At 37.3% G+C, this 21782-nt stretch carries 22 protein-coding genes and 1 tRNA gene; 11 read left to right on the forward strand and 12 right to left on the reverse strand.

Going from position 1 to position 21782, the window contains the following annotated elements; all coding sequences use genetic code 11:
- Positions 1-104: 104 nt before the first annotated feature.
- The 3 genes from bshB1 to CBM24_RS13080 form a co-directional block, all read right to left on the reverse strand.
- Entirely contained in the window at positions 105-836 is a 732-nt protein-coding gene (bshB1, locus tag CBM24_RS13070) for a bacillithiol biosynthesis deacetylase BshB1 (RefSeq protein WP_088161560.1), read from the reverse strand.
- Positions 837-1010: 174 nt separating this feature from the next.
- A complete protein-coding gene (locus CBM24_RS13075) occupies positions 1011-1502 on the reverse strand; it encodes a glutathione peroxidase (protein WP_075992623.1) in 492 nt (163 codons plus the stop codon).
- A 19-nt stretch (positions 1503-1521) separates the two neighbouring features.
- Positions 1522-2154 (reverse strand): DUF4294 domain-containing protein, encoded by a 633-nt coding sequence (locus tag CBM24_RS13080; RefSeq protein ID WP_088161561.1) that lies wholly within the window; start codon positions 2152-2154, stop codon positions 1522-1524.
- A gap of 151 nt (positions 2155-2305) precedes the next feature.
- Here CBM24_RS13080 and CBM24_RS13085 point away from each other — a divergent pair, with 151 nt between their 5' ends.
- The 6 genes from CBM24_RS13085 (at position 2306) to CBM24_RS13110 (ending at position 9353) form a co-directional block, all read left to right on the forward strand.
- Positions 2306-4525, forward strand: coding sequence for a RelA/SpoT family protein (locus CBM24_RS13085; protein ID WP_070564136.1), 2220 nt, complete (start codon positions 2306-2308; stop codon positions 4523-4525).
- A gap of 110 nt (positions 4526-4635) precedes the next feature.
- A complete protein-coding gene (locus CBM24_RS13090) occupies positions 4636-5127 on the forward strand; it encodes a Fur family transcriptional regulator (RefSeq protein ID WP_075992626.1) in 492 nt (163 codons plus the stop codon).
- A 128-nt stretch (positions 5128-5255) separates the two neighbouring features.
- Positions 5256-6533, forward strand: a complete 1278-nt coding sequence (locus tag CBM24_RS13095; protein WP_070564133.1) for an adenylosuccinate synthase — start codon at positions 5256-5258, stop codon at positions 6531-6533.
- A 3-nt stretch (positions 6534-6536) separates the two neighbouring features.
- Positions 6537-7823, forward strand: a complete 1287-nt coding sequence (locus tag CBM24_RS13100) for an anthranilate synthase component I family protein (RefSeq protein WP_088161562.1) — start codon at positions 6537-6539, stop codon at positions 7821-7823.
- A gap of 61 nt (positions 7824-7884) precedes the next feature.
- On the forward strand, positions 7885-8550 hold the full coding sequence (locus CBM24_RS13105; protein WP_157698453.1) for a TatD family hydrolase: 666 nt from the start codon (positions 7885-7887) through the stop codon (positions 8548-8550).
- 77 nt (positions 8551-8627) lie between these two features.
- Entirely contained in the window at positions 8628-9353 is a 726-nt protein-coding gene (locus CBM24_RS13110; RefSeq protein WP_075992627.1) for a ThiF family adenylyltransferase, read from the forward strand.
- 74 nt (positions 9354-9427) lie between these two features.
- On the opposite strand, the gene CBM24_RS13115 is transcribed toward CBM24_RS13110, so the two are convergent.
- Positions 9428-9979, reverse strand: coding sequence for a BON domain-containing protein (locus CBM24_RS13115; protein ID WP_157698454.1), 552 nt, complete (start codon positions 9977-9979; stop codon positions 9428-9430).
- A gap of 35 nt (positions 9980-10014) precedes the next feature.
- Entirely contained in the window at positions 10015-10515 is a 501-nt protein-coding gene (locus tag CBM24_RS13120) for a GreA/GreB family elongation factor (protein ID WP_088161564.1), read from the reverse strand.
- A 114-nt stretch (positions 10516-10629) separates the two neighbouring features.
- Between CBM24_RS13120 and CBM24_RS27295 the strand changes: the two genes are divergently transcribed.
- The 4 genes from CBM24_RS27295 (at position 10630) to CBM24_RS13135 (ending at position 12668) form a co-directional block, all read left to right on the forward strand.
- A tRNA-Ser gene (locus tag CBM24_RS27295) sits at positions 10630-10717 on the forward strand.
- Positions 10718-11281: 564 nt separating this feature from the next.
- Positions 11282-11494, forward strand: a complete 213-nt coding sequence (locus CBM24_RS13125) for a hypothetical protein (RefSeq protein WP_075992629.1) — start codon at positions 11282-11284, stop codon at positions 11492-11494.
- Between the two features lie 2 nt (positions 11495-11496).
- Positions 11497-12042 (forward strand): hypothetical protein, encoded by a 546-nt coding sequence (locus tag CBM24_RS13130; protein WP_088161565.1) that lies wholly within the window; start codon positions 11497-11499, stop codon positions 12040-12042.
- Complete coding sequence (locus tag CBM24_RS13135) at positions 12039-12668, forward strand: GNAT family N-acetyltransferase (RefSeq protein ID WP_232475783.1); 630 nt, start codon at positions 12039-12041, stop codon at positions 12666-12668. Before CBM24_RS13130 ends, CBM24_RS13135 begins: the two co-directional genes overlap by 4 nt.
- A 125-nt stretch (positions 12669-12793) precedes the next feature.
- On the opposite strand, the gene CBM24_RS13140 is transcribed toward CBM24_RS13135, so the two are convergent.
- On the reverse strand, positions 12794-13954 hold the full coding sequence (locus tag CBM24_RS13140) for a TlpA disulfide reductase family protein (protein WP_198386111.1): 1161 nt from the start codon (positions 13952-13954) through the stop codon (positions 12794-12796).
- A 193-nt stretch (positions 13955-14147) separates the two neighbouring features.
- Here CBM24_RS13140 and CBM24_RS13145 point away from each other — a divergent pair, with 193 nt between their 5' ends.
- A complete protein-coding gene (locus CBM24_RS13145) occupies positions 14148-14873 on the forward strand; it encodes a DUF6090 family protein (RefSeq protein ID WP_088161567.1) in 726 nt (241 codons plus the stop codon).
- 111 nt (positions 14874-14984) lie between these two features.
- Here CBM24_RS13145 and CBM24_RS13150 read toward each other — a convergent pair whose 3' ends face one another.
- The 6 genes from CBM24_RS13150 to CBM24_RS13175 all read right to left on the reverse strand — a co-directional run bounded on the left by CBM24_RS13150 (position 14985) and on the right by CBM24_RS13175 (position 21750).
- The gene (locus CBM24_RS13150; protein WP_088161568.1) at positions 14985-15449 is read right to left on the reverse strand and encodes a GNAT family N-acetyltransferase; all 465 of its coding nucleotides are present in this window, start codon (positions 15447-15449) and stop codon (positions 14985-14987) included.
- Between the two features lie 180 nt (positions 15450-15629).
- Positions 15630-16622 carry a hypothetical protein gene (locus tag CBM24_RS13155; protein ID WP_157698455.1) on the reverse strand — a complete coding sequence of 331 codons (993 nt, stop codon included), beginning with the start codon at positions 16620-16622 and terminating at the stop codon, positions 15630-15632.
- Between the two features lie 80 nt (positions 16623-16702).
- Positions 16703-17905, reverse strand: coding sequence for a S41 family peptidase (locus CBM24_RS13160; protein WP_088163550.1), 1203 nt, complete (start codon positions 17903-17905; stop codon positions 16703-16705).
- A gap of 169 nt (positions 17906-18074) precedes the next feature.
- Positions 18075-18803, reverse strand: coding sequence for a hypothetical protein (locus CBM24_RS13165; RefSeq protein WP_088161570.1), 729 nt, complete (start codon positions 18801-18803; stop codon positions 18075-18077).
- An 89-nt stretch (positions 18804-18892) separates the two neighbouring features.
- Positions 18893-19609, reverse strand: coding sequence for a hypothetical protein (locus CBM24_RS13170; protein WP_157698456.1), 717 nt, complete (start codon positions 19607-19609; stop codon positions 18893-18895).
- Positions 19610-20022: 413 nt separating this feature from the next.
- Positions 20023-21750 (reverse strand): amidohydrolase, encoded by a 1728-nt coding sequence (locus CBM24_RS13175; protein ID WP_088161572.1) that lies wholly within the window; start codon positions 21748-21750, stop codon positions 20023-20025.
- Between the last annotated feature and the right edge of the window lie 32 nt (positions 21751-21782).

The raw sequence follows: 21782 nt of genomic DNA on the forward strand, positions 1-21782 counted from the left end.
CCATAAAATCGGTTTGTAAATTTTGTTTCAGGAATTATGCGGGACGATTCTAGTTAAAACATGAATAATCCCGCCTTTTATTTTACTATAGTACCAGATAAGTTCTACTTCAGATGAAATAAATCATCAACGCCAAGTATCTTCTTTGAAGTAAACCCTTCCGCATATTTCGCTTGGATGTACCGTCCAAATTCTCGCGCTCTAGCAGCAGTTGATTCCATGAAATCCGGATTAGAAATATAAGTCTGTGGTTCATCCGGGTTTACATTTTCTCCGGTATAAAATTGAGTTTTGTAAGCTAATACAGATTTTTCTTTAATGTGATAATAATCCGTTATATCAATGACAACATCAGGTTTGATATAATAGTCCTGTACAAATTGCAGCACCAATCGGGGGCGGTAGGCCTCCTGAGAAATATTGTCCTGATCAAAAGTTTCTACCTTTCTCAAGCCGGCAAGAAAGCAGGCTTCGTTGATCATCTGTCCGGCTCTTCCGTGGTCTGGGTGACGATCCGTAATGGCATTTGTAATGATAATTTCCGGTTGGTATTTGCGGATGGCCCTTATTACAGCCATTTTTTCTTTTTCAGCATTTTCAAAGAAACCATCTCTTAGGCCAAGATTTTCTCTAACGGCCAGCCCTAATATTTCGGCAGCATCTTTAGCTTCCTGTGCTCTGGTCTCCGCTGTGCCGCGTGTGCCGAGCTCACCTTGGGTTAAATCAACAATTCCTACCTTTTTTCCTTCAGCAACATATTTTGCCATCACACCTCCGGCGCCTAGCTCGGCGTCATCTGGATGTACAGCAATGATAAGCAAATCTAATTTTAACATATAATATTTCTCTCTTTAAATTGGCTTCCCTTTTTATGATAAATCATTCCAATTGACCGATGGATAGTTTTGGCAGAAAGCCTTTACTAATCCCGCGTAGTTATTGATCCTAAGTCGATATGCGACTTGGCCTGCGCTGTGGGGAAGCTGTCGCAAATGTAAGCAGTTTATAGTTTACTCTTGTAAAAGACGCTCGATATTGCGGCAAATTTTACTTGACAATGGCGAAGTAGTCGGATAATAGAAATCAATGACCTCTCCTTTTTTGTTTACCAGATATTTGTGGAAATTCCAGGAAGGTTTACTGTTAATATGTCCATTTTGATCTTTGCTCGACAGAAAACTGTATAGAGGTGTTGTATATTCGCCGATAACATGGCTACGCTTAAAAACAGGGAAACTCACCTGTTGATTGATCCGGCAGAATGTCTCTAGCGTACCGCCGGTTAACGGTTCCTGGTTACGAAAGTTATTTGCTGGAAATGCCAGAATTTCGAAGCCTTGGTCTTTATATTTTTGGTAGAGTTTTTCGAGCGATTTAAATTGTCTGGTAAAGAGACATTGGCTGGCAGTATTGACGATGAGTAAAACTTTACCTTCAAAGTCAGCGAGGGATTTTTTTTTACCGTTAAACTGAAGTGCGTCAAAGTCGTATACTGTTTTCATCTGGTTTTGGTTTGATTGGTCACATGACAGGTTGAGGTCTCGACTTTTCGAATTCCCTAATGATATTTTCAATGGCAAAGTCTTCTTTTGGGTCATAAGTTGACTTTAGGTTGTGACCGAATATTTTCGCAACTCCCTGATAGAAAAAAGCGGAAATCCCACCTTTCATTTCCTTTACCATTTCATAGCCAGTATGTCCCGTATAACGATCGATCAATTTAATGAGTATTTTGCCTTGTGAAATAGTCATATTTTTGATTTCTCGGTCAAACATCTGTTTTACGTCACTTTCACATTTTTCAACCAATGCTTTATGTTCCTTTTTATCCGAAGTCAGCGCGAGATCTCTGTCTAGCTGATCATATCTTTTTTGCGCATATATCGCATAAGGAAGAACCTTTAGAACATTTCTTCTAAAGCGGAGATATTCTCTTCGTGCTTCTTCACTTGACCAGGTTCTTTTGGCCACGACAGTGACCTCTGGAATCGGAAACCAGGGTAACACCTCTCCGTTTGCCAAGGTTGTTGTCATATAACTGTTTACGGTCTCCTGCGCACCTTCTCCGTATAAAGGAAGAGTGAGTGATTGAGACTGTGCCCATACGGACAAAGTCCCTGTGAGGAAAAGCAAACAAAATAATATTGTCTTCATTTGGGCAATTATATAACGCTTTTTAATTTGTCAATGCTATAATATTTTGGTAGATTTATTACAAAATAAGTTAGCTTGAAAATAGTATTCAAGAATACATTAACTAAATTACACAAATTTACTCAAAAAACATCATTTACCTGCAACGTTTATGAAAGATTATGTGATTGATATTGAAGCAGAAAACAAAGAGATTAGGAAACGTTACCGTGCATTGTTGCGCGCTTGTAAGCCAACTTTACAACGCGGAGACAAGCAGGAGATCCGAAAGGCATTTGATTTAGCATTGGATAGTCATAAAGAGATGCGACGCAAATCAGGAGAGCCTTATATCTATCACCCTATTGCTGTTGCCCAGATTGCTGCTGAAGAGATTGGCTTAGGAACAACATCTATTGTATGCGCCTTGCTCCATGATGTAGTTGAAGATACCAATGTTACATTGGATGAAATTGAAGAAATGTTTGGTAAGAAAGTTCGCCGAATTATCGATGGGCTTACCAAGATTTCAGGGATTTTTGATCCAAATAGTTCCATGCAAGCGGAGAATTTCAGGAAAATGTTGCTCACACTGGCTGACGATGTTCGTGTAATTCTCATTAAATTGGCAGATCGGTTGCACAATATGCGCACCATGGAATTTATGGCCAGGGATAAGCAGTTGAAGATTGCTTCGGAGACAAGTTACCTTTATGCACCATTAGCGCATCGTCTTGGGCTGTATGCGATAAAATCTGAATTGGAAGATCTCTCGATGAAATTTACCGATCCGGATACCTATAAATTTATCGCTCGAAAACTGAATGAGAAAAAAGCCGAGCGCGAAAAATTTATAGGCGATTTTATTGGTCCCATCAAAGAGATATTGGAGGAACAGGGTATTAAGGCGTCCGTATTTGGACGACCTAAATCAATCCACTCTATTTGGAATAAGATGCGAAAAAAATCGATTCCTTTTGAGGAGGTTTATGATTTGTTTGCTATACGTATTGTAATAGATGCTGTGGATGAGAAAGAAAAGACCGAATGTTGGAAAGTCTATTCTATTGTCACAGATTTGTATCGCCCTAACCCCGACCGTCTTCGGGATTGGATTTCGTCTCCAAAAGGGAATGGTTATGAGTCTTTACATACTACGGTAATGGGGCCTAAAGGGCAATGGGTCGAAGTTCAGATTCGAACTAAACGGATGAATGAAATTGCGGAAAAAGGGTTCGCAGCACATTGGAAGTATAAAGAATCAAATTCCGATTCCGGCCTGGATCAATGGATCAAAAAGGTGCGCGATGTCTTAAGTAGTCCGGATCAGAATGCGATGGATTTTGTGGATGATTTTAAGATGAATCTTTTCTCCGATGAGATTTTTATATTCACTCCCAAAGGAACACTGATTCAACTACCCAACAATGCCACTGCTTTAGATTTTGCCTTTGAGATCCACTCTGATATTGGGGCAAGTTGTATTGGCGCCAAAGTAAATCACAAACTCGTTCCTTTAAGTCATATTTTGCAAAATGGGGATCAGGTAGAGATTATTACATCAAGCAAGCAGTCACCTAAGGAGGATTGGTTGAATTTTGTTGTGACTGCAAAAGCCAAATCCAAAATCAGATCTTCTCTAAAAGAGGAAAAGAGAAGAGTTGCGGAGGATGGGAAAGAGATTTTGGAACGTAAGTTGAAATCGCTAAAAGTTACCTATAATACGGATAATATTAACAAAATTGCCAATTTTTTAAAATACCCCAGTTCGCAGGATCTTTTCTACAATGTTGCTAAGGGAATTGTTGATATCAGGCAACTGAGAGAATATGTCGCGCATGAAAAAGCAGTTGAAATTAATGTAAGTTCTTCATCAGGAAATCAATTTAATACCCACATAGGTGGACTAGTTGAAAAGATAAATAAGAAGGAATTCGACACGATCTTAATCGGGGACGATATGCAGAAAGTCGATTATACCCTAGCGCCCTGTTGTAATCCTATCCCTGGTGATGATGTCTTTGGATTTTTGACCGTAAATGATGGTATAAAAATTCACCGTACGAGCTGTCCAAATGCTTCCAAGCTGATGGCAAATTATGGCTATAGAATTTTAAAAGCACGTTGGGCTTCTACAAAAGATTCTGCATTTTTGACAGGTTTACATATCGTTGGCATAGATGATGTTGGATTAGTAAATAAGCTTACAACTGTTATTTCGCAAGAATTTGCTGTTAATATTCGGTCCTTGTCAATTTCAAGTAACGAAGGTATTTTTGATGGTAATATTATGGTCTATGTGAATGATACTGCTCAGCTTGAAAGTTTGATGAGAAATTTAAAGCAAGTCAGAGGGATAACAGGTGTCAATCGATATGAATCGGAAAATTAATAACCAAGTGTTGGATTGAAAATTTCGCTAAGGCGACTACTATTAAGCACTATTTTTAATAGAGGAAATATCAATCTTAATTGGTAAATTTGTACAAGAATATTTTTACTATGAATCAAGCTGAAAATTTTGCAACTGTAAAAAAAATCTTTGAAGCCTACTTAGAAAATAAAAATCTAAGAAAAACACCAGAGCGCTATGCGATTTTGGAAGAGATTTATTCACGTACTGATCACTTTGATGTAGAGTCTTTGTATATTCATATGAAGAACAAGAAATATCGGGTCAGTCGTGCTACAGTTTATAATACCCTAGAACTTTTGGTCTCTTGTGATTTGGTTACAAAACACCAATTTGGAAGGAACATGGCACAATTTGAGAAGTCTTACGGGTTCAAACAACACGATCACGTGATCTGTATTGAATGTAATAAGGTTGTTGAATTCTGTGATCCACGTATCAACCAAATTCAGAGTCTCATGGGAGATCTTTTAAAATTTGACATTAAGCACCACTCACTCAATTTGTATGGTGTATGTCAAGACTGTCAACTTAAGAACAAAAAAGAAGAGGCCGTCGCTCACGAAGCTATTTCAAATTAATCTTATATTTTCTTAAATATAATAGTACATTTGTTCAGGAATGTTCAGGGGAAAAATTCCTGAACATTTTATTTTTAAATAGAGTCTATTTTTATTAATAACATTTTAATTACTATACTTTAAAAGCTATGCAAGTTGATGTGCTTTTGGGCTTACAATGGGGTGACGAGGGTAAAGGTAAAATCGTAGACGTATTTTGTCCAAAATACGATTTAATCGCTCGTTTCCAAGGCGGCCCTAACGCCGGACACACGTTGGAATTCGATAACAAGAAATTCGTACTCAACACAATTCCATCTGGTATCTTCAATGAAGGTACACTAAATCTTATTGGTAATGGTGTCGTTATCGATCCGATTATCTTAAAAAGAGAGTTAGACAACCTTAAGACAGCTGGTTTTGATCCGGTGGGTAAAGGCAATTTGGTTTTAGCGCGTAAAGCACACCTTATTCTGCCGACACACCAATTATTGGATGCTGCCTCAGAATCAAAAATGGGTGCAGGAAAAATTGGATCCACTCTGAAAGGTATTGGTCCAACTTACATGGATAAAACCGGTAGAAATGGTTTGCGTGTAGGTGATACAACACTTCCAGATTTTCAAGAGCGTTACCAAAAGTTGAAAGAAAAACATCTAAGTATTCTTTCGCACTATGGTGAAATACCTGATTTCAGTGAAAAAGAGAAAGCATTTTTAGATGCAATCGAATTCATTAAATCTATCCCGCATGTGGATTCAGAGCATTTGGTGAATCAATATCTGAAAGAAGGCAAACGTGTGTTAGCTGAGGGGGCTCAAGGTACGCTTTTGGATGTTGATTTTGGTTCTTATCCATTTGTTACTTCATCTAATACCACAACAGCCGGAGCTTGTACAGGCCTGGGTATCGCACCAAATAAAATAGGTAAGGTATATGGTATCTTTAAAGCATATGCTACTCGCGTAGGTGGCGGTCCCTTCCCTACTGAACTTCACGATGAAACTGGCGAAAAATTACGTCAATTAGGTCATGAATTTGGAGCGACTACAGGGCGTGCTCGTCGTACCGGATGGATCGATATTCCGGCTTTAAAATATGCTATTATGCTGAATGGCGTGACAGATTTGATTATGATGAAGGCTGACGTTTTGGACACCTTCGACAAAATCTACGCATGTACACATTATAAATATAATGGTGAAGTGATTGATTATATGCCTTATGAAATCATCACGCATCAAGCAGAACCTATCTTAGAAGAAATTGATGGGTGGAAACAAGATTTGACGGGTATAACGTCTGAACAAGAAATACCTGAAGCATTAAAAAATTATATTTCTTATTTAGAGAAAGCTCTGGAAGTACCTATCACGATCCTATCGGTAGGTCCTGATCGTAAACAAACATTAGCTTTATCAAAATAAACTATGCGGATCGAAAGTTTTGATCTTCTCGATTCTAAAGATAAATTTCATCAGAAAGCCCTGCATTGGTCGGGGCAATTTGATGAAATTTCTTTCTTTAATAGTAATGGGATGTCGGATCAATGGGGCAAATTTGAACAGATACTGGCTGTCAAGGCATTATTCTCTTTCCGTGCAAATGAAAATGTATTTGACCAGCTCGACACTTTTTTGAGATTACATCAATCTCAGTTTATCCCCGGATTTCTATCTTACGACCTTAAGAATGAGATAGAAGAATTAAAGACAACAGGAAAGGATCAGCTCGAATTTCCAGAAGCTTATTTCTTTGTGCCAGCAATTACGCTTCGATGGACGGCAGATCAAGTGCATATAGAAGCCGAGGATCCTGTTAAAATCTATCAGGCCATTTCGGATACTCAGATTCCTGCGATAACCCCAATTTCTGTACAGGTAAAGTCGCGTTGGACAAAGTGTGAATATGTCAAAGCTTTTGAAAATGTACAGGCACATATTCAGCGTGGAGACATCTATGAAGTGAACCTTTGTCAGGAATTTTTTGCTGATGATGCTGATATCGCTCCTATGGAAGTTTATCATCGGTTGAATACCATATCACCTACGCCCTTTAGTTCATTTTTCAAGGTAGGAAATCATTTTATCGTGAGTGCTTCTCCGGAGCGATTTTTAGCGAAAAGACAAGGAAAGTTGATTTCTCAGCCGATTAAAGGGACGGCCAAAAGGGGGGCAAATTCAACAGAGGACCAACAGATTATAGCTGATATGTTGAGGTCAAAAAAAGAGATCGCCGAAAATGTGATGATCGTTGATTTGGTTCGCAATGATTTGACACGAAGTGCTCTTCCCGGAACGGTTGAGGCCACTCGCCTTTTTGAGATTCAATCCTTCGAACAAGTACATCAAATGATTTCAACTATTACCTGCATGCAAGACCCAAAAGTCGCCAATGTGGATGTATTTAGAAATACTTTTCCTGCAGGTTCGATGACAGGTGCTCCCAAAATTGCAGCTATGCAAATTTGCGATCAGCTTGAAGCTCGAAAGAGAGGTATCTATGCAGGATCTATCGGTTACTTTGACACCATGCGCGATGAATTCGATTTTAACGTAGTTATCCGTTCATTGCTTTACAATAAACAAAAAAGGTACCTTTCCTTTCATACAGGGGGAGCAGTTACCAATCAGGCAGCTGCCGATCAGGAGTATCAAGAATGTCTTTTGAAGGCTTCAGGTATTCTTGAAGCTTTAGATGCTAGCTTGGGAGAATAAAACTATACTAATTTTGTAGAGAATATTTTTTGCTTCAAGTATTTTTTCGACCTTTGTCTCGTTGGCTACACAGATTCCCTATATCGATCTACACACGCATCGGAATTATCCGATGAAAGAACGTGCTACTCTTTCCATTAAGAATATCACCTTGAACCATTCGGAGATAATTTCTGAAGCGGATTGTTCAGTAGGTTTGCACCCATGGTATATCAATGAGAATACTGAACATGATTTGGGACTCATGGTGGATGCATTAGCGCTGAGTCAGGTTTTAGCCATAGGTGAATGTGGTATGGACAAAAATATCGCCACTCCCCTCGCCGATCAACAGCCTGTATTTGATCAACAGGTTCGCTTGGCTAAAACGTATAGGAAGCCTTTGATCATTCATTGTGTTCGAGCTTTTCAGGAGATTGTTGGTTGTTTGAAAAAAGTGAATTTTAGCGACGCTGTTGTTTTTCATGGATATCGTAAGAACTGGACCTTGGCTCAACAGTTAATCGATCAAGGGTATTATCTTTCCATAGGAAAACATTGTTTAAACGGAAGTCAAGACGAACTTTTAGAAAATATTTCACTCAGTCATTTGTTTCTAGAAACGGATACAGATACGACCGTAGAAATTGCTACACTTTACCGATACGTTGCTCAGATCAGATCGATCGAATTGGAAGAGTTAAAGCGGGTTTTATACCAAAATTATAAGAATGTATTTAATAAATGAGGCCATTATAGTCTGTTTATTCACGTTGTCGGATAGCTATAAGGTTTCATTATAATATAAAAAACAAATTTAGATAAATGAAAGATTTAAGTTGGCTGTCACGTACCGAAGCATTGATAGGTCGATCAGCGGTTGAAAAATTGGCAAATTCGCATGTGATGGTTTTGGGATTAGGCGGTGTTGGATCATTTGCTGCCGAATTTATATGCCGAGCAGGTGTTGGAAAAATGACCATTATTGATGGAGACACCGTAGATCCATCCAATCGTAATAGGCAGCTACCTGCCTTGGCAACTAATCATGGTGAAGCAAAAGCTGAGATTATGCGAGAAAGATTAATGGCGATCAATCCGGAATTAGATTTAACTGTGATACAGGATTTTATTATTCCGGAAAAAATACCAGCTTTGCTAGATTTAGCGCCAGATTATTGTGTGGAAGCTATTGATAGTATTACACCTAAACTATTTTTTATTCGGAGAGCATTAGAAGCCAATATACCATTTGTCAGTTCAATGGGCGCCGGTGGCAAAGTTGATCCTACAAAAATAAAAATTGCTGATATCGGTAAATCTTATAATTGTAAGTTGGCCCAGCATATCCGTAAGAAATTGCGTAAACATGGTATACGTGATGGAGTGAAAGTGGCATTTTCAACTGAACTTCCAAACAAGGATTCATTATTATATACTGATGGGAGTAACTTTAAAAAGTCTGCTTATGGTACCATGTCATATCTACCAGCAGCCTTTGGCGGGGCAATAGCTTCTGTTGCTATACGAGATCTAATAGAAAATGCTTAACTTAGGTATTAAATAAACATATGAACAAATGAAGGAAGCTACCCGTTAATCGATGGATAGCTTCTTTTCGTTGTTTAGCGACTGGTGACACCTTTCATATCAATACCTTTGGGCTTGATATGCTCTAATCTTTTCTTTAGTGTATCGATTTTTGATTTTTCAAGATTACCTGTCGCAATTATAATTCCTTCCTTCACCTGAGCCGTAATGGTTGGAAAATCTTCCAGAACAAGATTGACGTCTCTCGTTAAGGTAGAATCTATCGCGCCGCCCATAATTTCATGATATTTTTCACGGGCATCTTCTGGTTCAGGAAGATTTACAATGATATTGTTGTGAATGGATTTGATACCCTCTCCCCCCGCTAATTTTGTTCTGTTTTCTATATCCTGCTTGAGCGAATCCGAACCGATCTGTCCATCCAACGTTACATTCCCTTCCTCGACATCTACTTCGATGCCTGCAGTAGTTTCCAACGCTGCCTCGATTTTTGATCTTAGTTTTTCGTCCGATTCGGGCGATCTACAAGAGTGAATAAACAGTAAAGCGCCAAGTAAGAAGATTAAAAGTAAATTATTCAATTTCATGTCATTCTTCGTTTCTGTACTAAATAAGAACAGATGCATCGACATATTGTTTAATTTTTCGGTATTTTCATCACTTAGTAGATTGCAATAACTTTCTGATTAACGTTGTTAAAAACAAAACTATCACCTATTTTTTTTCCGATAAGTAGTTGTCCAATTGGAGATGCAGGCGAAATGACGAAGATATTATTGGTCCCTATTTTTACAGCTCCAATACTTGTGGCGATCAAATATAGACCAACACTGGTTTGAACAAGCGTTCCTAATCTGGCTACATCCATTACATCATTTGGTAATGATTCTATACTGATTAGCTGCTGTAGATCTTTATTGGCTTCCAGGAGTTGTTTCTGGTAGCGATTGATGTCCTGTTGAATCATTTCACGCGAAGTTTCATATTTGTCTCCAGCACTACTTTTGGTATCGTCATTACTTGAATCTCTTGCTGTTTCTAAAGCAGATGCTATCATTGTGATACGTTCCTGAGTACGTTTTAGTGCCATGTCGAGGATCGCCCCTTTTATGTCGAAATAATTATTTGTCATTCCGAAAAATAAGGAATAAGTTTTATTCATTAAAAAATAAAAACAATACGCTTATTCTCAATAGAATATAACAAATCCGATGGTAAATAACACGAACAAGGTTGCAATAAATTAAAAAATTGCTACATTTGTGCACTGAAACACGGAAAGGTGTCAGAGTGGTCGAATGAGCAGTCCTGGAAAGACTGTATACGGGATGACTGTATCGAGGGTTCGAATCCCTCCCTTTCCGCAAAAAAAAAACCGTCTTTAACACTGTTAAAAACGGTTTTTCTGTTTTAAGTGTTATACCAGCACCAAAATCAAACCAAAGGAGGAAACGTTCTATTAGAATTTCATCTTACAAAATCCCACGTATAATAAGAGCCAAATCTGGGGAGTCGTTTATGAATACGAAATTCTGAGGTAGCTTAATGAGTTTAAAAAAGTTTTACGTTCTCCAAGGATGCAGAAATAAACTGAGTTCACGATCTTCAAGAAAACGAAATAGTTGCCCGAGTGAAAAGTACTTCTTTATACCTTGTCGGTTTTCTGAGTTAGTTGTCTAAATTTTGACTTCAGCCCCTAAAAAATTCAAATCAGTATATAACTTAAACAATCAACTGTATAATTCTTTTGTATACTTTCTTGATAAAAAGAATATACGGCGTCTGTTAATTTTTATAATGGATTATGTTGCCAATTTAAAGTCGGTCTATCAAATTTCCTGCGTATTTTGTGTTAATATTTTTTTATATTATATTAATATATGTTTATATTTAATTGATCGTATAAGCTAATGTTAATTAATTTTTAAATGAAAAGGATAATTCAAGAAGAACAACTTGTCAAAACTGGAAAGATGAAAAAAGACCCATTCACTATGTCTGCGGATGAAAAGATTCAATGGAGGCAAGAATTACAAACGAGCATTCGCTCCTACTTGTTTTCCCGTGAACAGCCGTTGGTTTATAGCAAGGATGGCCAAATGGTTGAAGAGCATAGCGATGGGACAATTCAAAGTATCTGATCATGGCAACAATATATGTGATAACTGGTCCTCCTCATATTGGGAAAAGTACTTGTGGGCAGTATTTCATTCCCGAAGGGATCAAGATACTTGACCCTAATCTCTTTGTTCAAAGCTATGCTGCACTTGGTTTAAAATATGGATATAGGAGATTTGAGGAACAACTGTTGTTGCTGTTAAGTAACGATGAAGATTTTGCTGTGGAGATCAATATCGTTAATAAGACGCATCTTCAAATGCTACAAGATATTAAAGCCTTGTACCCTGAAAATAAGATTGAAATGATCTTTTTTTACACCGATAATATGCATATATGCCATGCGAGGTCTAAGGCTAAGAAAAGTACTAGTTGTGACTCCAGCACGGACAAAATAACTCATTTATATATTCATACCATTCCGCTTGTGAAAAGGCATCTAAATCTCTTTTCCTCTGTTAAGGGGGTCGATATAAGCGAAAACGACATGGTACCTGAAACTGTGTTTAAATACCAGGATGCTGTTTCAGAGATCGAGGTATCTACACATCTCCCCATATGGGCTCAATGAAAGAACATCACATTGGCTTAAATTCTATCTTTGTTCGAGCACTGTTCGGCTTTTCCTCAAGTTGTCGTCGGTTGACTTCGATGAAGACTAAAGGAAAAGTATTTATTACTATATTTGGGGATAAACCGAATATAAAAAGCATGGATGACCTCAACTTTCAACTTACTCTTAGACCGACAGTATACACGGATTTAGAAACACATTATCAGTTTCAGCTTGATGAAGAAGCAAATTATCTCGCGGCTTTTACCTCAAGTAGTTCTTCAGATAAGAAAGCTTACCTTGAGAAGTATGCTAAATTTCTCAATGAGCCAAGTATAAACAATCAAACGATTCTGATTGATGGGACAATTGTAGGAAGTATTGCGAAGTTTGTTATTGAAGGTGATGCTGAGATCACTTATTGGATTGACCGAAAATTCTGGGGACGTGGAATTGCAACAAAGGCACTTAAAGCGTTTCTTTCAATTGAAACAAACCGCCCTATGTATGGGCGCGTCGCTTTCGATAATCTCGGTTCCCAAAAAGTATTGGAAAATTGTGGTTTTGTTAGGGTTGGTACAGATCGCGGTTTTGCTAATGCACGCCAAATCGAAATTGAGGAATTTATTTATAGATTAGATTAATGAGCGATTTGATCAGTCTATTTTTATTACCAGCCCCCCCTCAGTCGGTTTCACACTTAGGTTTCGCGACCCTAACGAGAATATCCCAATCTTAATAGAGCTTATTGTATATACTACTAAACTGGCTATTTAGGATCGCTTTTATCTGAAAAGATCGCCTGTAATTTTTCTTCTAAATCTTTCCCCCTGAGGTTGCGGTACACAATTTTTCCTGTAGGATCCAACAAGAAGCTTGCTGGTATGGAATTGATGCCATAACGTTTTGCTGCTTGGCTATCCCAACCTTTTAAATCAGATACTTGTGGCCAGCTCAGCTTATCATCTGCAATTGCTTTGACCCATTGTTTGCGTTGAGCTACTTTATCCAAAGATACTCCTAAGATTTCGAATCCCGAATCTTTGTATTTATTGTAAAGCGCTACTAGATTTGGATTTTCTTCGCGGCATGGTCCACACCAACTAGCCCAAAAGTCTACCAATAGATACTTTCCTCGGAATTCAGATAATTTTAGACTTGTACCCATTTGAGTTTGAAGTTCGAGATCGGGGGCAACCTGTCCAACTTTGGTCCTGATTGACGATTCTAACTGCATGGGTATCTCTTTGGCCAAAGGATAGCTTTTGAGCTTCTCAGCTAAATCGGCATATATCCTTTTAACCTCGTCTATAAATTTCTCCTGTCCAGCAACAAAGGATAAACTGATTAAACTAAGGTAGGACGATGGATGCTGACGAGCAAATGCTAAATGAACACGATATAGGTCATCCATTAATCCTTTTTCCCGATCAATATAAGCCTCCCGTACTTTAGGATCGTTTTGTTGATTGGCTGAAAGTGCATAAAATTCTTTATTAAGTGCTGTAAAGTTATCATCTACGGAGCTACGCATCTTTTTAAAAGCATCTTGGTCGAGATTAATTTGAGATCCACTGATCGTTATATTTTTCAAGGAGTCGCTTGCTTGCATTTGCATAGTGACAGGCTCAAGGTAAAAACGAAAAAAATCCATTTGCTCATTGCGAGAGGGTCTATTTACATAAGGATTTTTATCGAGATATAGCGACGATGAAACAGGATAGTCTACCGTCCCAGAAAACGAAAAATTTCCACCTCTTGAAATAGTGGAATCAACAACAGACTTACCTTCTATTTCGTAGATCAAAAATACTTTGGAACCGTCCTTCAATTGAGGTATTACCCCATTGATCTGATAGGGATTTTGTCCACAAGCGAGGAAAGGAAGTATAAAAACCGCTATTAATAGCAATCCTGTCCATATTTTCATAATATAGCCTATTTTCTGGTAATTTACTATCATAAATATACGCAATTTCTCTGTTTTGAGCCCGTTACTATTTTCTTCCTCAAAAAAGTAATGGACAAGTTATTAATTTGTGTGTTTTACCAAACTTTTGCATCTTTGTGTATTAGCACCAATATTTAACAAAATCACCTTTATATTAACTTAAAGCTGTAAAATGCAAGACGAGATCATTAAGCACACGAAGAAAATTTATAAAACCGCAAAAGAGCCAAAGCATAGCCTCTCTGAAAAACTGAAAGAAATATCCATTGAGATCTTCATTATCGTTTTTGCAGTATCACTTTCTATATGGCTTCACGGCTGGAGCGAGCATCGGCATGAACAACAAGAAGTAAAAGAATTTTTGGAAGATCTAAAAGTCGACCTCCAAAAAGATGTCCACGACTTGGAAAAGCAAAATTCCTACTTGACAAATACAGCTGAAGGTTGTAAATTTTACGGAGAACTAAACCAACAAAAAATTGATAGCTTGGTGAAAGTCAACCCGAATGACCGTATTAAGATGAACCTTAATCCGATCTTTAAGATCAGAAATACCGGAAATTATGAAGGATTCCGATCTAGTGGGAAAATTGGTCTCATCAAGGATCGAAAATTAAAAACAGGAATTTTGGAATATTATCAAACCGTAGTGCCATCAAAAGACGATTGGCAAACCTACTACAACGCATTGGTTTTTAAGCTCGCCGATGAACTAGTATCCATCCCTAATGCAAATATAAATCCCGATATGATGTATAAAGCAGTTAATGCATCGCCAAAAGTAAAAGGAATCCTTATCAATGCAGCATCTCAAGCAAATATGATTATTCAGCTGAATAATCAAGTCATCAAATCTGCTAAAGAAATCATTGCCGAAATTGAGCATAATAATGAATAAATCGGTTTCGAATGAGTGCATAACGCCAAAAAAAAGACAGCTTTTAAATTTTTAAAAGCTGTCTTTTTTTTAATTTGTTATAGAAATTATCCCAATGAATTTTCATTAGTATCAGTCGTCGATTTCCATACGCATTTCCAGAAGATTTGGTCTAAATCCTGCCTTTGCATAGGCTTTTTTTGCACTCGTATTTTCTTCATAAACCTGAAGTCTTACTTCTGAAATATTTCTTTCTTTTGCCCAGTTGATCAATCGATGTAAAATCATTTTGTTGATACCCTGACCTCGATATTCGGGTTTAACAAACATAAATCCGAGGTAAGCATACTTTTCATATTTTTGATAAGGTTTTGCATCCAATAATCTCGCATATCCTGATCCGACAACTTGATCGTCAACAATTGCAACAAGAACTTCAGCCTCCCTGGACTTGATCAGTTCTAGGAGATCATAATAATGAATTTCGCCTAACTTTAATGTATTATCAAAAGGTCGTTCCGCTTCAACGATTCCCTGTTCAAACTCAATTAATACATTGATTTCGCTTTCTTTTGCTTGTCTGATGATTATTTCCATAATTAAGAATCTACGTCTATTATTTTGCCTTTTGTTGGCTATATCCACTGTTTGCAAATTACAAAACGAATAGCAACTATAGTATTATTTTCATATTTTAAGTTCTTGTAGAAAGGAACTTAAGAACCTTTTTGCCTTTTCAAATACAAGTTACATGTTTTATCACTTATAACAGACGGCCTATTTATCAAGAACATACTCTCGTTTTTCCAATACCCCATTTTTGTATAGTTCAGTATAAACCAACGGGCCTCTTTTTCTTGTGTTGATTATTGGTTCTCCCGTTTCTTCATTATATTCTTGTAATAATTTATAACACTTCCATTTGCCATCAGGAAGACCTCCTTTATACCTTGCTTCCAAGTACGTATACGAATCTGTAAATGATGGATATTCTTGTAAATCCACATACCGATTTGCTTTAAATTCTATCCAATTTCCGTCTTTGTGGTGATTTTTTATTGAGCCCTGTTCTTCATCAGTTTTATATAAACCATTCTGAGCATAATATCTGACAAATACTCCGTTACGTAAAAGCTGAAATTGATAAACAGGTTTTTGTCTAAAGGGATTCTCATTAAACTCATAATCCCGCAATGAGATTATAAAATTTTTATCTATATAAAATAATGTATAGTTCGTGAATCCCATTTCTCCCTCATGATAAAGATATATTCTTTTTACATCAACTGGATTCCCATTCTTTACTGAAATTAGATATATTTTTTCCACGAATGGTTCGTTATAACGGACTGCATTATATACAGCTAAAAAATGCAGCGAATCCCCCCTATAACGGATAAAATTAGAGGCAATTCCAATCTGATTATATTCTTTGCCGATAGCTTGCTCAAATGGAAAAGAGACGTCATATGCTTCTGGTAGCACCACGAGATTGTTTTTGAGTAATTGCTCAAATTTGAGCGCATAAAGATTTTCTAAGCCGCGATGATCTTGTATAGCAGACAATATGGAGTCGACAGGCAGTTGTTTTGAAATATTTGAATAGCCAAATGGAAGCGCTATGCAGTTTTTTTTATCCGCGTTAAAAAAGGTAGATCCTTTAACAAATACAGGTATATTTAAGCTCTTATTTTCCGTTTGTGCTTTGCAGTAGTTGGAAAGAAGCATAAACAAAAGAAGGATAAAAGTATTGTTAACTTTATTAAGCATAAACTTTTTATTTGTTCACATTGATCATAACATTGCTCCACAAGTTTTAGGACAAACTGAGTCGGAATCCCCTACTTAATCTAAAAAGCCACCTCCTTAGCTTTTTCTAATGTTTCTTCGATATTTTTACATAAAATCTTGGGAATAAATTCCTCTCTTGGTATTCCGTTGATATGATACAATCTTTCAGTCGGAAATTGGAATCCAATTTTTGTTTCTGTGAGACGGAAATTTGAAATTGCGCCTAATAGTCCCGCCATAGGTGTGCCAATAACTGTAGCTCTATCTAGCGCGTCAAAACCAATAGCTATCCCTTCTCCCATACTTCCTGTCCAGTGCCCCACGAGGATATACACATTACCCTTGTAGGTTTTCTTACGTGGACTTACATACTCTACCCAATGTCGTTTTGTGTCATAATCCTTCTCATCAAATTCGTGAATCTGATAAGGCAGAACTTTATTGACAAACCGCCCCATAATGGCCCTCGCAACAGTTGAATTTCCGCCGCTAGGAGTTTCAGTCAAATCCAAAATAAGGTTTTTATTAGAAATCAAACTGTCAAGAGCTTTATCAAATTCACCAATCAAGTTGTTATTCCCCAATGAATTATTGATTTTGACATACCCCGTGTTTTCATTTATAACTTTATAATACAACAATTCATTCCTATTGGCATAGCTCACTGGTTCAAATGTTTTTCGTTCTCCGTTTTCAACTACGGTAATCACTCGTTTTTTATCGTGAGTTCCTGCAAAAAGCATATCTAAAGCATACTGATACATCTTTGGACTGTGATAATCTGTAAATTGAGGTAAGAAACTTTTTAACTGTTCATCTATTGATACTCCGTTGAAAAGAGTTACTTGCATACCAATTTTTAACCCAGCTAAATCTGCACCAAAACCTTTTCTTAAGTCTTTTATTAAATATTTGTTCTGATCTTTTTCGATACGTATGTCAGACCACGATGGAATTAACCTATTTGATGTATTAAGATTTATGCTTAATGATGAATGTCCATTGTACAGCTCATTCAACGTATCTTCAAGTAACTGAATAAACTCGTTGTCGTTTGTAACTTTTTCTACTTGTGCTGAATAAATCTCTTTGACTTTATTCCAGTCGATATTTTGACTTTCTAAATAGGCGTAATGTTTATTGATGTCAGACCAAAACTCGTAAAAATCCTTTTGATATTTGGTTTGAGCGAAAATATTATTCTCTGTTAAAAATAAGAATGCTATAGTAAAAATAGCTTTAGTCAATAGGCTTAATTTCATCGTTGTGTTCTTGAATTGGTATTTCATTGGTTCAATAGGTGGCAAAAATAATAAAACCATCGTTAAAATAATACGGACTCTTTTGAAGGTACATTACTTTCTCATAATTCCTTCACATAGATATTTATAACTTGGAAAATCGTAGTTTTGTGATTCAGCAACTAAACTACTAACATCCCATAGGAGTTTTGATAATGATAAATTTGGTAAGTTCTTTCCCGTTGTCTTTACGACGACATGTGATCCTTAAAAAATACCGGCTTACGCTGACTGTTGATGGATATTCAGTTGGCGATTTTACTTTAGCCAAAAGTTTAAACCATTCTTCACCACAGCGCTCTTTTACTTTTTGTCTCAACTCGTCCATAGACACGCTGGGAAAGGCTCGATAGTCCTGATCGGTATATTCTTCACTAAAAAATAGTCCATTCTTATTTTGTTTTAAAGACTTCCAGTCTGAGTTAAAATGTTTCCAATCAGTAAGATCACAATGAGGCCCTTCGTTCATAATAGTTACGCTGGTTTCATAGCGTTGTTCCACCTTCAAATCACTAATCTGATCATTTAAAATAGAAATATAACTTCCCTCGATGCTTTCTCCGACTTCTGCATCGATCTCTACCGTATCCCTTTGTAGCTGATCCATCTTTTCTAGATCAAAAATGGCCATTCCTTGAATCGAAACAACAAATTCATTGAACTTTATTGATGTCGTAGCTCCACCGTTATTCGTAGTATTTGAAGTTGGAACTATATCTATCTGCTGCTGGGAGGTTGCTACTTCTCTGTCAATAGGATGCTCTGATTGCTTCACATCTCGTTTTTGTTGGTATATGTTAGGGTTGTTACAAGAGCAAATTGCAGCAGTTAAAATGATGATACTATGTCGTATTTTCATAAAGTTTTTAAGAAGTAAAGTACATACTACTTTACCTAATTAAATAAATTGATCCATTATTACTCAAGTGATCAGCAAGTCACTATACCTTACTTGGCGTTCTCTTGGCTTAATCGGGCAGTGTAGTATGCAAACTGCTTACTGTTTGCATTGTCAATTTTCTTAAGCGTATAAGCTTTTATGATAATTGTCGTATTATCGACCCATCTGATATTTTCCACTGCCCAATTGTCCGTTTCAAAACTGTTGTATTCGGAAAGTTTAATTCGGAAAGGAGCTTTTCCACTATGTACGGCAAGAACCCCAATAAAGCAACTATTCGAAGTATATACCTGATTGTAATAGTAAGCAAGAAAATATCCGTTGGGAGAAGGAATAGGTATTTCAACTGCACCGTCGCCAATTGAAGCAATTGTCTGCTGAGTACCGTTGACGCTATCGAGTAAAACCAAATCGCTAAAACCTAGTGATTCGGAAACATGATTGCTTACGAGAATATGCATTTTGAGTTGGCGAAGATAGCCTTTATACGCCCAGCCCCGAAATCCATCACCCTGATTTGCTGAAAAACTATATTTCTTGAACTTTAACTCGCCTTTGCCAGTTTGAATCAAAAGGTTTTTTCCTTCAACAGTAGGAGTTTTATTGACAATATTATTGGAGCTAATTGTTTTACGATAGTCTTCTATTGTAGCCGTATTGAATACTAATTTAGGAAGGCTATCATACCGATCTCCATAACCTACTGTTAAATTTGGTATAGATTGACCGTAAACAAGGTTTATCGAAAAAAGAAATATCAACATCAATTTCATATTTATTTCTTGATTTTAGTAACAGCAGGATTCTATGTGAGATGAACTTCCCTGCACCGCATGACAAAATAGATCAATTATTCATTAAAAAATTAAATTTTGAACTGATTATATTATAAAGATAAGTCACAAACCACAAAAGTTAAAGACCATTTAATATTTGCATGCTGCGATTTATTATTCGCTAATTTTTTTAGAGAAGAAGATCTGATGCTGTTGTATCGTTATGCAACTCTCCTACTTTATTTCAACAATTGGTTCGCTTGAAAACGAGGACTTCTACTTAGCGTCATCCTCCCAACAGAATAGCAAAAACATAGGATAATAGTGGGTTTTTCCCAAACAATTGCGAATTAAAATGTGGTTTACAATGATGTTTTCTATTTACGGGATTTGCAGATTGATCAATTTCGCTTAAAGACTGTCTTCCCTTCTTTGATGGTTTCAACTACTTTGACATCCCGTAATTTTTTTGGGTCAATTGTTAACGGATTCTGATCCAAAATAACTAAATCAGCTAGTTTTCCTTTTTTAAGAGAGCCTTTATCTTTTTCTTCCTGATACTGATAGGCAGCATTGATCGTAATTGCTTTGAGCGCGTCTCTTACATCAATACGTTCATCTGGCCCCAATAACATACCCGAACGTGTCGTCCGGTTGACCGCAGCATACACCCCAGTCATTAGATCGGGAGGTGTTACTGGACTATCATGATGGATGGTAAACAATATTCCTGCTTTTTTTGCTGATTGAGCTGGACTAATAAATGCCGCACGTTTGGGGCCAAAAACACTTTGATAGTGCCAATCCCCCCATAAATAAACATGGGACGAAAAATATGAAGGAATAACACCGATCTCTTTTATCTTGGCGATGTGATCAGGTCGGCTGTTCTGCACATGTATCAAGGTTGCCCTAAGCTCAGGCTTATAAATTCCTTCGGTTTTCAATTTGCCGATCACACGAAGTGCTTGATCAATAGCCGCATCGCCGTTAACATGTAATTGCGCCGTAATATGATTTGAAAACACTGTTTTTAAATCATTGTAGAGGGTCTCATCTGAAAAAATTGGAAAACCTTTGTAGTCGGCCGATTGGCCTTCTGGGGGAATGAGGTATGGTTCTGTCAACCAGGCTGTCTTCCCTTGAGGGGAACCATCGTCCGAGAATTTAAATCCACCAAATTTCAAGTGCTTTTCGTATTTCATGTAATCGGGTTTAAAGGATTTCCATTCGGCTTTGTTTGCTTCAAAATCCGGAAAATAAACCACGTCAGCCTTTAAAAGATTTTTCGAAGCGGCTTCCTTTAACAGGCCAACACTCACTCCCATCGAACGTCCATCACAGATCGTTGTCTGACCATAACTAAGCCATTCGTCCTGCGCTTTGTCAAAATCTTTTAGGGATTGGGATAGTTTATCTTCTGCCTGTTTGGGCTTGGGAATCATATCCGTTAACTTCACCAACGCGGCGAAAGAAGCATTTTCTTCCAATTTACCGTTTAGTCGATTATCAGGGCTTCGGCCATAATGCCCTCCCTCGGGGTCTTTCACATTTTCGGCAATACCTAATAACTTCAACATCGCACTATTGACAACGCTTGCATGACCAGAAGCATGAATGACAATAATGGGATTTGTCGTACTGACGGCATCCAATTCCTGACGAGTCGGATGACGATGCTCACGCATGATGGCGTCATCATAACCATTTCCTAATACAGGAACAGCCGCCCCCAGTTTTGTTTGCTTAATAACTGTTAATAGAGCCTTTTGAAGATCGGGTATTGAATTAACGGTACCGTATGGACTTGGAGATAAATCTATTGCCTGTTCCATCCCTGCTCTTGAATTGATATGGCCATGGGCGTCAATAAAGCCAGGCAATAAAGTTTTTCCTTTTAAATCGATCTGTTTGGTGTTTTCTCCTATATAGGGATCTGCTTCTTTCCGGTTACCAACGAAAAGAATCTTCCCGTCTTTTAATACTAAAGCATCTACTTGAGGAAAATCATCTTCCATCGTTACAATATTTCCACCAAAATAGAAAGTATCCCCTTTTTGCTGGTTGCTCTTACAGCTTAAAATAAAAAGAGGTAAAAAGAAAAATAGATATTTCGTAATTATTGCCATGTGAAAGGTTAACTGTACTAATGAATAACAAA

This window comes from Sphingobacterium sp. G1-14, from assembly GCF_002196555.1.
GTDB lineage: Bacteria > Bacteroidota > Bacteroidia > Sphingobacteriales > Sphingobacteriaceae > Sphingobacterium > Sphingobacterium siyangense.